Origin of the sequence: Catenulispora sp. MAP12-49 (assembly GCF_041262705.1) — a bacterium.
Lineage (GTDB): Bacteria > Actinomycetota > Actinomycetes > Streptomycetales > Catenulisporaceae > Catenulispora.
In genome coordinates, this window is sequence record NZ_JBGCCP010000036.1 from 14,454 (window position 1) to 25,738 (window position 11,285).

The 11,285-nt window shown below is 68.1% G+C and carries 8 protein-coding genes; 6 read left to right on the forward strand and 2 right to left on the reverse strand.

What is annotated here, in order from left to right; genetic code table 11:
* Nucleotides 1–296 precede the first annotated feature (296 nt).
* Nucleotides 297–911 (forward strand): hypothetical protein, encoded by a 615-nt coding sequence (locus ABIA35_RS40095; protein WP_370347829.1) that lies wholly within the window; start codon nt 297–299, stop codon nt 909–911.
* Nucleotides 912–1,090: 179 nt separating this feature from the next.
* Here ABIA35_RS40095 and ABIA35_RS40100 read toward each other — a convergent pair whose 3' ends face one another.
* Entirely contained in the window at nt 1,091–1,570 is a 480-nt protein-coding gene (locus tag ABIA35_RS40100) for a calmodulin-binding protein (protein ID WP_370361410.1), read from the reverse strand.
* A 396-nt stretch (nt 1,571–1,966) separates the two neighbouring features.
* Here ABIA35_RS40100 and ABIA35_RS40105 point away from each other — a divergent pair, with 396 nt between their 5' ends.
* From ABIA35_RS40105 to ABIA35_RS40115, 3 genes are all read left to right on the forward strand, one after another.
* Nucleotides 1,967–2,869 carry a hypothetical protein gene (locus ABIA35_RS40105; RefSeq protein ID WP_370361411.1) on the forward strand — a complete coding sequence of 301 codons (903 nt, stop codon included), beginning with the start codon at nt 1,967–1,969 and terminating at the stop codon, nt 2,867–2,869.
* Nucleotides 2,869–3,441: an AAA family ATPase gene (locus tag ABIA35_RS40110; RefSeq protein ID WP_370361412.1), complete on the forward strand. Its 573-nt coding sequence runs from the start codon at nt 2,869–2,871 to the stop codon at nt 3,439–3,441. The genes ABIA35_RS40105 and ABIA35_RS40110 overlap by 1 nt, the downstream gene beginning before the upstream one ends.
* Nucleotides 3,442–4,536: 1,095 nt before the next feature.
* Complete coding sequence (locus ABIA35_RS40115) at nt 4,537–4,896, forward strand: ASCH domain-containing protein (RefSeq protein WP_370361458.1); 360 nt, start codon at nt 4,537–4,539, stop codon at nt 4,894–4,896.
* Between the two features lie 385 nt (nt 4,897–5,281).
* Here the strand turns inward: ABIA35_RS40115 and ABIA35_RS40120 are convergent, their stop codons facing one another.
* On the reverse strand, nt 5,282–5,704 hold the full coding sequence (locus ABIA35_RS40120; RefSeq protein WP_370361413.1) for a GNAT family N-acetyltransferase: 423 nt from the start codon (nt 5,702–5,704) through the stop codon (nt 5,282–5,284).
* 111 nt (nt 5,705–5,815) lie between these two features.
* Between ABIA35_RS40120 and ABIA35_RS40125 the strand changes: the two genes are divergently transcribed.
* Both ABIA35_RS40125 and mobF read left to right on the forward strand, forming a co-directional pair.
* Entirely contained in the window at nt 5,816–6,529 is a 714-nt protein-coding gene (locus ABIA35_RS40125; RefSeq protein ID WP_370361414.1) for an ArsR/SmtB family transcription factor, read from the forward strand.
* Between the two features lie 173 nt (nt 6,530–6,702).
* On the forward strand, nt 6,703–11,280 hold the full coding sequence (gene mobF / locus ABIA35_RS40130) for a MobF family relaxase (RefSeq protein WP_370361415.1): 4,578 nt from the start codon (nt 6,703–6,705) through the stop codon (nt 11,278–11,280).
* Nucleotides 11,281–11,285 lie beyond the last annotated feature (5 nt).

Here is an 11,285-nt window from a genome sequence, read left to right on the forward strand (position 1 = left end):
GCCGGAACTCGCAGGTCCTGGATACGCAGGTGTCTGAATGCCGGTCTCACCATGCCACCTGGGCTTGCTCGCGCTCGGGGAGGACGCCACGCTCGAAGCTGGCGAACACCACCGGTGATCGCCGCCAAGAAATCGGGGCCGGCGGAGATGTCCGCTCGCGCGGTGGAAGCTCGCCGACCCCGACCGGTTACAGCCCTTGAGAGGCGCTGTGGTGTTGAGTATAGGTCGGAGTAATCCGGCCGCTCTGAAGCCTTGAGCGGTTCGCCGCCATCGCCGATGAGGAAGGACCGCTGCGGGTGATTCCAGCCGGCGTCGAGCCCGTGAACGCAGCCGGCGTCGCCCGCATCCGCGGCGTCACGCTGGGAACGCTGCGCAACGCGCACGTGCTCAAAAAGCCCGGCTTCCCGAAACCGCTTAATCCTCACCGAGGACGAGACCTCGTGTGGGATCCGGCAGCGATCGAGGCGCACAAGGCCGGGCAGCCCCTTCCCCCACGGCCTGAGGCCTCCCCCGACGATCTCCTCGACGACTTCGAAGCCGCCGCGGTGGTGGGCGTGTCAGTCGACGTGTTCGCCGACCAGGCCAACCGCCTCGGCCTTACGGCACGCAGCATCAACGCGCACAATCTGCGCTACTGGCGACGCGGCGACCTGATCAAACGCTACGAGCGAGCACCCGGGCAGCCTGGAAAGCCGACCGGCGCAAAAGACCTCACACCCAGAAAGAAGCGAACAACGCCGGCCCCGGCAGCAGAGAAGACCGACCAGAGGGCCGCCTCACTGGTCGCTTACCTTGCTGGACTTGACGCCACAGGATCCCCAAGGCCGAACACGACCGAGTTGGCCAGCCGGTGCGGCGTAAGCGTGCGGACCATCCAGCGATGGCTCGTACGCGGCTCGCATAGCGAGTAGGCACGTTCCCGTCCCTCCCGCGTGCCGCTGCAGTGCGGAACCGGTCTTGCTTCGGCTCCGCACTCCAGCTCTGGGGCGCCTGCCTAACGGCAGGCGCAGCCAGCATCGGCGAGCCTCGGAGGCCGCAGAATATCAAGTAATTAACATAATGGAATACCGGCGTCCGGCAGAAGCGCGGGTCAGCCCCGGGTGGGCTTGGGGACCTCACGCACCAGCCGCGAGCTCCAGTCGCACCAGACCAGGCCGGGCAGGAAGGCGCCGCCGGCCTCGTCGAGGTGCTCCTCGACGTAGGGAATGGTGGCGTCGCAGACTTCGATGGCGTTGTCGAAGAAATGCACCGACTCCGGCTGCAGGTGGTAGCTCCAGCGAGGGCTGTAAGGCGCGGTCCGCTTGACGATGCGGCCGATGAGGTGCGGCCGGTCAGTGGTCTCACCAGCCACCAGCTCGCGGGCGTGCTCGATCTCGGCAGGCTCTACCAGCTTGACGATGTACGTCTCCCGGGTGATGTCGGTGACCTCGAAGTAGGCCGGCTCGTCGGCCGAGGCCATGGTCCGGGCACTGGGCACCGAGGCTTGTGCGAGGGCTGCGGGCTGTGCCGCGGCGGCGAGGAAGGCCGCGCCGGCGAGCATGGCGCTGAGCTTGGCGGTGCGCATTCGCATTGGGATTCCGTTCTGTCGCACGACGAGATCATTCGTCGATCGGGAGCGGGCGTGGGCCTCTGGCGACCCGGAAATGATCTTGCAGCACCCGTCAGGACCCTTACACGGGCGGCAGCGCGCCGACACGACAAGGCAGCCAAGAAACCACCCGTTTGCCACAGAGCGGGCCGGCCCGGTCGACGGCTTCTCGGCCTTGGCGATTCGGCGTCGCACAGCACCAGCTATGGCAGGTCAGCACCAGCAGCAGGCGAGCCGGGCCTGGTGCACAGACCATTGTCAACGTCCCGCGCGCCCCGGCATGGTGGGCATTTACTGGGCAAATTGCTGGGCGTTTACTGGGCATCAGTGCTTAACTGATGCCATGACCAGCTTCTTCACGCCCAGCGGTGGCCTCAAGTGACCACCGCACCGCGGGCTTCGGGAACGGTCCTGCGTGGTCTGCTGCGGACCGGACTACCGCTGTCCGAGTACTCCTCAGTCGATCCGATCCTGCTCGATCTGCGCGGCGTCGTCGCGCGCGCCGCGTGGCCGGACGACCCCGCCAGCCGACTACGGGCTCTGGACTCGTTGCTGCGTTGGCAGCTCGCCCGCTTCTCCCACCATCGCCTGGCCGTGCCGGCCCGCCTGCTGTTCGGCGCCGCTCCCGATGCCAGAGGTCTGACGCTCACTGAACGACGAGCGAAGGCCGCGGCGTCAGCCGACTATGAGGTCCACCACTTCCGCAAGCGCATTGAACCGGAGATCTGCGACCAACTCGCGGAGATGCTCAACGCCGACAGCGAGGACCTCCGCAGCCGCGCGATCCCGCCGACCCTGGGCCAGGCCCGAAGGCCCCTGCGGCTGCCGGCCGACGTGTTCGCTTGGGAGGCCGCCGAGCACGAGCAGGCGCTGTCCTTGCTGTGGTCCGGCATCTACGCGCTACGGGCCGCACTGTTGGCCGCGGCCGTGGCCACCGGAACCGGCGGCCCAGACTCCGAGCAGGCGGCCGACGCTGCCCGCACCGCGTTGTGGCGGCTGGCCCAGACGCTGCGTGCAGCCGCCACGTACGTGGCGGCATACGGTCCGAGCGTTCTGGGGGCAGACCCGCCGACCGAACCAGGCGAACTGGCGCTGCTGGCCGGCTGGTACCCGGCCGTCAGCGACGAGCTCGCCACCGCGTTGACGGCGGCTTCTTCCCAGTCCGAACGGCCCGAGCAGTTCTGGGCAGCCATCCAAGCCACCTCCTGCGCCAGCGCCGCAGACGCCTGGTGCACCGAACTGGCCGCGTCCGCGGCCCCCGCCGAAGAAGGAGGATCCTGATGGACCTCGCCGCACTGATCGACGCATCCGGGCCACCTCGCCGTTACGTGATCACCGGCGGGCCGTCCGCCGGCAAGGAGGCCGTGCTCGAGGAGTTCGCCGAACGTGCGATCCCGGCCACCGAGGGCGAGCCGGCCCGCGAAATCTACCGCTCACACCGCGAGCGCCTGGGCCGCCACCTTCAGGTCGGTGACCGCCGCGAGTACTCCCGTGAAGTCCTGGCCGCGTTCGTGCAGGAATACGCCGCTCACAAGCACGGTCTGCGGTTCTACAACCGTGGCATTCCCGACGGCTACGGCTGGGACGCCTTCTTCGGCCTGTCTCCATACCCGGAGCTGGAGGAGGCCGCCAGAATCTACCGCTACGACGCCGTGTTCGTCCTGGACCCCCTGGACTCCTTCACTGCCGAGGACGACCTGGTGTTCGCCCAGGACCGGGAGATCCGCCGCGTCCATGAACTGATCGTCCAGGGCTACTACGACACCGGGTACCGCCCGATCTTCATCCCGGCCGACGACCCCGCCAAGCGCGTCGACCAGATCCTCGCCAACGTGTCCGCACCCACCGCCTAGCAGCGCAGGAGAACGCTCGTGGCCCTCGAACAGACCGTGGAGATCGTCAGCCCGAACAACGTCCTGGCCAACGCGATGCTGCGCAGCATCGACATGATCCGGCCCCGCCTGCAGGCATCCCGCCCCGAGCGCGTCGCGTTCTGCGTCGGCACCCAGATCAACGGCGCCCCGCACCTGGGCACCTCCCTGGTGCAGACCGCGGCGTTCCTGCTGGCCAAGGCCGCCAAGCGCACCTTCAACGTCGACGCGATAGTCCGCTTCGGCGCGCTCGACAACGCTCCCTACGACGTGGTGCTGGACCCCGAGACACACCACGCCTACCAGCAGACCTACCACCACGCTCTCGGCGCAGCCGCCGTAGACGGCCTGATCGAGCAGTACTACCGGGCATTCTTCGACTCCCTGGCCGACGCCACCGGCGTCGACTACGAGGTCGAGACCTACACCACCCAGCAGGCCGAGCCGGCGTTCCGATACGAGTTCCTGGCGACCCTGGGCCATCTGGAGTCGATCCGTTGGCCGCTGGCTCCCTCGCACGGCCAGGTCCACCTGCGCTTCCCCTGCCCGACGTGCGGCTGGGCCGAGAAGCGGGCCGAACGCACCCGTCTAGTCACCGTCGGCTCCGGCGGCGCCGACTTCGCCGCGGTCTGCACCGACCACGGCGACTACAAGGTGACCATCACACCGGACAGCCGCGCCTATCTGGACTTGGCCACCCTGTACCGGAACCTCGTCAAGGAACGCGTCGCCGCCCGGGACGGCGTGACGCTCTCGGTAATGATCAAGGGCGGCTACTGGGCCTTCGGCTGTCAACTCGTCGACGAAGCCTTCACCCAGCTGCCCGGCCTCACTCCCCCGCCGCGGGTCTACACCCCCATGGTGCTGACCGACACAGGCGCCAAACTGTCCAAGTCTCTGATCCGGGAGGGCCGGATGGCTCCCCCGCCGGGTGCCCGAGACTGGATGCTGGACGCGACCGCCTGGACCGGGGCCGTCGACGACTACGTCGACGCCATGGTCTGGTTGGTGGGTCGAATGCTGTCGGACCCGAAACACTTCTACCGCTCGTACACGACCCTGGAGATCGACCGCCTGATGAACGCCCGCCCGAACACGGAGAGCGGCGTGCGCGCCCGCGAGATGAACCTCTACCGCCGCTACTTCGACCTGGTCGCCTCCGGCCGCAAAACCATCGAGGTCCGAGTCCAGTACCCCAACCTGCGTAGCCTGGCCGCCGGCGACCACATCCGCTTCATCTGCGGCACCGACGACGCCCTGACCCGCGTCAAGCGCGTCGCCCGCTACACCTCCTTCGAGCAGATGCTCGACACCGAGGGACCCGCACGGGTCAACCCCGACAGCCCGCGCGAGCAGCAGCTCGCCAACATCCGCCGGATCTACGGACCCGAGAAGGAAGCCCTCGGCGTCCTGGCCATCGAGATCGAACTCGTCTGACAGAGGCCGGGGTCAACACCGATATCGGCTAGTACGGCTGTCGGACGTTGCGACGTGTCGTGAGCTCAGGGTCCGTGGGATATGTCGGCGCGCGGGTAGAGGTGCCGCAGGAGCCTTCGCTGAATGGCGTGCTCTGCCTGGCGGCGCCAGGGACCGCGGGCAGAGCAGGCAAGCGGATTCCCGGCTACCCCGCGGGGCAGATCGCCCCGGCCGCTACGGCTACCGCTGTGAATACCAGCCCGCTCGGCCGAGGGCCGGCGATATCTACCAGTTCGCCGACCACCGGCATGCTGCTGCTCTCCGTCGTGGATTCGGCCGTGGAGATCGCGCCCGCGACCCAGCCCAGCTTCCCCACGCGGCAAGTCGCTGTAGGCTCGCCGTACCACTAGGCGAGTTCCTTAGTCAGGAAAACGCGGCTCGTACCTGGTGGATCGCAGGGGACTTCGCCGAATGACGTCCAGCCCTGTTTCCGGTAGAAATCCGGAGCCTGGAAGCTGATCGTGTAAAGGACGGCGGTGCGGCAGCCGCGAGCGCGGGCCTCGTCCTCGGCCCGCCGGAGGATCTCTGTCCCCAGGCCTTCGCCACGTAGCTCGGGCGGCAGGAAGAAAAGGTCGATGAAGAAGAGACCGAGCGAGGTACGTCCGGCCAGTCCGCCGATCACCTGGCTCGTACCGGGGTCGTAGACCAGGACGGCCAGCGGATTGCGGTCGTCGATGCCGGTGGCCTCGAGGTTGAAGTGGTCCAGGGCATCGGAGATCGTCGCGGTCTGCGCAGGTGTGGGAGCGTCCGTGACGATCAGCTCCACCATAGTTTCCTCCAGCATGTGAGTGGGCGGCGCGGCCTCAACCACGCTGTGCACTGGAACGCTACGGCCGGAACACTTCGATGGGCGTCGAAGAAACGTCGGCGACAATGAGACATGGACAGACAGCACGAAGCCCGGGACGTGGGCGTAGACCTGGCGGCCGTGGCGCGGCTGCTGGCCGACGGGACACGGGCCGCCTTCTGTCTGGCCCTGCTCGACGGCCGCGCTTGGACCGCGACCGAACTGGCCCGCTACGCCGGGGTCTCGGCATCGACCGCGACCTCCCATCTGAACCTCCTCGTGGGTGGCGGACTCCTCGTCGAGGAGCGGCACGGACGCCATCGCTACCTGCGGATCACCGACCGCACGGTTATGGAGCTGATCGAGAGCCTCGCCGAGTTGGCCCCGCGGCGGCCGGTCCGACCGCGTTCACTGACCGCCGCCACCGGTAACCAGGCGCTGCTCCATGCCCGGTTGTGCTATGACCACCTCGCCGGAACGGTCGCTTTGGCTATCACCGACGCGATGGTGGAACGCGGGCTGCTCGACTGGGGCCCCGAGCCGGGACTGACCGACGCGGGCGCGGCCTGGCTCGCCGACGTCGGCGTCCCCCTACCGAGCTCGTCGCGTCGACCGCTGGTGCGCGCCTGTCTGGACTGGACCGAGCGCCGCCCCCACCTGGCCGGGGCGGTCGGGTCCGCCCTGTGTGCCCACGCGTTGGCCTCGGGCTGGGTCAAACGGGTCGGCACGACCCGAGCGCTCACGGTGACCTCGATCGGCCGGCAGGCCCTCCACGACCATCTCGACCTGCCGCTGACCGATCTCTGATCGCTTCAGCGCATAGCGGCCTCAGCCTTGCTGCACCACTGTGCGCTCCGGCGCCCTAGCGTTAGCCCACGTGAACAGATTGAGCTATATTTTCACTAACACACCTTTTGCAGACAATCTGACTATGGGCCCGCTACGCGGGAGCGACGACGCGCAAAGGCGGTGATCCGGTCATGATGACCATCCACAAGATCACCGCTGGAGACGGCTATACCTACCTGACCAGGCAGGTAGCCGCTGGAGACAGCAATCCCGTGCGAGGCAAATCGGCGACGGAGTACTACACCGCTACCGGCAACCCGCCGGGGACATGGATGGGGTCCGGTCTGCAGGGTCTCGGTCTGTCCGGCGACGTCTCCGAGGAGCAGATGACGGCGCTGTTCGGGCAGGGCCTGCACCCGAACGCCACCGCCATCACGGCTGCCTATCAGCGCGAGCACGTCACGGCCGACATGTCGGAACGACAGCTGACGAAGGTCAGCCAGCAGGCGCAGAAGGCCGCCAGCCTCGGGCGTCCCTTCCCTCAGTACCAGGACCTCGGCCCCTTCGATGAGCGGGTATCCGCCAGGTTGGCCGCGATCCAGGACGAGGTCGGCCGCGCACCCACAGCTGCGGAGGAGAAGAAGGTCCAGCGGGAGGAAGCGCGGCGCCAGCGGCGCGCCGTCGCGGGGTTCGACCTCGTGTTCACGCCTGTGTCTTCCGTCTCCAGGCTCTGGGGTCTCGATCCCCGCCCGTGGGTCCGCCAAGCGATCGAACAGGCTCACTACGCGGCCCGAGACGCTGCCCTGAAGCTCCTCGAAGAGCACGCCGCGCACACCCGCACCGGCTCGTCAGGGCAGGCGCAGATCGAGACGCACGGGCTGATCGCCGCCGTTTTCGACCATGCGGACAACCGGCTGGGAGAACCGAACTTGCACTCCCACGTGGCCGTCTCCAGCAAGGTCCTAGGGGCCAACGGGAAGTGGCAGGCACTCGACGCCCGCGGCATACACCGCATGACGGTGGCAGCCTCCGAGCTCTACAACAGCGTGCTCGAGAACGAGCTCCACGCGCGCCTCGGGCTCGAATTCGAGGCCCGATCGGACACCTTGGGCAAGCGCGAACCGGTGCGGGAGATCAGGGGATTCCCGTCGAGAGTGCTGTCCCACTTCACCCGCCGTCGATCCGATATCGAGGTCGAGTACCAGCGTCTGGTGGCCGAGTTCCGGGCGACACACGGACGTGATCCTTCACTGCCGGCGGCGCACGAACTCGCCCAACAGGCCACGTTGGCGACCCGCAAGGACAAGAAGCCGCCACGAGCGTGGGCCTTGATGCGGGACGAGTGGCGCGACGACCTGATCACGACCTTCGGGCCAGATGCACTCTCGGGGGTAAGCGCCGTCGTCCCCACGCGCGGAAGACGCAACCCGCGCCCGATCACGAGCGCCAAGCTGGATGTGCCCGGTGTCGCCGCCCGAGTAGTGGCCCAGGTCCAGGAGCACCACGCGACGTGGACCCGTTGGAGCGTTCTCGCTCAAGCGCACCGAGAGCTGCGCGGAACGCGTTTCACGACGCCGGCCGAACAGGAGAAGGCCGTCTCGGCGGTCGTCAACGCGGCGCTGTCCTCGTGGTCGATCTCCACCGAACCGCCGGCTCTGGTGGCCGAGCCAGCAGAGCTACGCCGCTCAGACGGATCGTCGGTGTTCACCCAACACGGCGCCGAACGGTTCACCAGCCAAGCGGTTCTGGACGCCGAGGCCAGGCTGGTCGACGCCGCCGGCTACCAGACCTCGGTCGGGGTGGACGGGCAGAGCATCGACTGCATGCTGGCCGATCAAGAACAGCGAACGGGCAGCAACCTCGACCCTGGACAGCGGGCGCTGGTGAAGGCGTTCGCGTGCGATGGACGCCTCCTGCTGGCTGGAATCGGCCCGGCCGGAGCCGGCAAGACCACCGCCATGAAGGCCCTGACCACCGCGATCAGCACCGCAGGAACAGCGCGCCTCGTGCCGCTGGCGACCTCCGCGTCAGCGGCCGGAGTACTGGCCGCCGAGCTGGGGACCGGAGCCGAGAACCTGCACAAGTTCCTCTGGGAGTGGACGAAAGGAGACCACGCCAAGTCCTTAGCCAGCGGACGGACGGTGCCGCCGGAGATGGAGTTCTTCGCCCTGAATCCGGGCGACGTCGTCCTGGTCGACGAGGCCGGCATGGCCGGCACCTTGAACCTCGATCGACTCGTGGCCATCGCAGCCGAGCGCGGTGCAGTCGTACGTCTGCTGGGCGACTACCGACAGCTCGGCGCCGTCGAATCCGGCGGAGCCCTCCGGCTCATCGCCAACGAGTCCGGGGCCGTGGAGCTCTCAACTCTCTACCGCTTCTCGAACCCGGCCGAGGCCGAGGCAACGCTCAAGATCCGCGTCGGCGACACCGCCGGACTCGACTTCTACCAAGACGCCGACCGGATCCAACACGGGTCGCGACAGAACATGACCGAGCAGGCCTACGCCGGCTGGAAGACAGACATGCTCTCCGGACGCAAGGCCCTCATGGTCGCAGCCACCAACGCGGATGTCACCGAGCTGTGCGCCCGGGCACGCGCCGACCGGGTCACCGCGGGCCAGGTCGAAGCCGACGGCGTTCGACTGCACGACGGCAACCTCGCGGGAGCGCGCGACCTGATCATCACCCGTGACAACGACCGCCGACTCCGCTCCGGAACCCGCGACTTCGTAAAGAACGGCGACGCCTGGGAAGTACTCGAACGCCATCCGAACGGCGCCCTCACCGTCCAGCACCTCGAACACCGCGGACGTGTGCTGCTCCCGCCCAAGTACGTCGCGGCCAACGTCGAACTGCTCTACGCCACCACCGCCCACCGCGCCCAGGGCTCGACAGTAGACGCCTGCCACTCCCTGATCACCGAGGAGATGGGACGGGAGAACTTCTACGTCATCGCCTCCCGGGCCCGCCACGGCACCACCCTCTACGTCGCCACCCACGAGCTCGCAAGCCTGGATGAAGACGAGCACGTGGACGCCGTGAAGTTCGACGCGGACGCCTACGCTGCCCGCGAAATCCTCGAGCACGTAGTGGCCCGCGAGACCACCGAGCTATCGGCGACCGAGCAGATCCGAGCCTCGTTCGACGAAGCCGGATCGCTGTGCAGCCTCGTACCTCGGTACGACCACGCGCTCGACGTCGCCACCGACTCCCACTACCGGCAGACAGTCGAAGCGGTGCTACCGGACCTGGCCTCGGAGATCATCGGCGATTCCGCATGGCACGCAGTCCTCCGGGCTCTCCGCGACGCCGACGCTGCCGGGTGGGACGTCCCGGAGCTGCTCCGCTGCACAACTCGCGGCCGCGAGTTGGCCACTGCAGACTCGATGGCTCAGGTCATCTCCTGGCGTCTGCGCCGAGTCATCGATGCGGAGCCGACGCCGCTGCCCGGCGACGCCGAGATCCGCTACCGCTCCATCCTGGCCGATCTCGATCCCGACCTGGCAGCCGACGCCGCTCTGACTCCGCTGCCAACTGTCCCGACAGCCCGCATGCGCACCGACGAAAACAACGCGCATTCATACGAACGAGCTGTGTACGAGACCCTCGGAACAGCCCGTGCGAACTCTGCTCGCAGGGAGGGCACGTGGGCGGCGCTGCTTCTTGCCCTGCGGCGAGTCGACACTCTTGGGCTAGACCCCACCGAGGTCCTGGAAAGCGTGATCGACCGCAGAACCCTCGGATCCGGAGCTCCGGTCTGCCAACCCCTCGCCCTGGCCGTCCACCGCCTCCTTGACGCGCGGGCAACCGGCGCCGCCAACGACTCACGCGCGATATGGCACCGGATCACGCGTGCCCTAGCCCAGCTCGAACTGGTCGGCACCGAGCCCAAAGCTGCCTTGGCCGACGCCCTTGACCACGTCCGAACACGCCCCGGCGGTGCCACGCCCATCACCTTGGCCGAACAGCTGCAATCGGCTGCACACGACATCGATGGCGCGTTCCTGCCCACCTGGCTCCGCACAGCACGACCGATTACCGCCCCGCACTGGCGGTCGTACCTCGACGCACGAGCCGAGCTGATAGGCCAGCGCGTCGAGCAGCTGGCGCAGACTGCCGCATCCGAACGGCCCGCGTGGACCGAACGCTTCGCCACAGAGCCCGCCGACCCGGCCGGGCGCGAAGCCTGGCTGAGCCACCTCTCGACGGTAGCCGCCTACCGCGACCAGTACCGGGTCACTGACGACGACCCCGACCACCCGCTCGGTCCGTATCCGGAAAGCGGACGAGTCGGCCATCGGGCCTACTGGGTCGCCGCCGAGTCTGTCCTGGCCCTGCGCGGAGCCGGCCCGAACCCTGACCCGAGCTTGGGCCGCCTGGCCGCCGACCGCTTCCGGACCCTGGACATCGAGGAGCAGCACCGCGTCGCCGCCGACCTCGCCGAAAGACTCGGCCGAGACTGGCTCGGCAGCACGCGCGAGCCGGCAGCCGACGCGGATCAGCTCATCTATCACCAGGACCTCGCCACCATCCTCATCGAAAGAGGGCATCTCGAGATCTCCGAGCCCAGCTCCGGCAAGCGCGTTCCGAGGACGCCCAGCGCTCGCGGTCGCGCCAAACAGCGCCTCGGCCGCACGGGGCAGGCAGCTCCGCGGCCTACGACCAAAATCCGTCAGGTCGAACCTCCAAATCGCACGTCGGAAATCCGATCTTCGCCCCCGCCCCGACCACCTCAGGACCAGCCACAGGGACCGCGGCCAGGACCGTGAGCCTT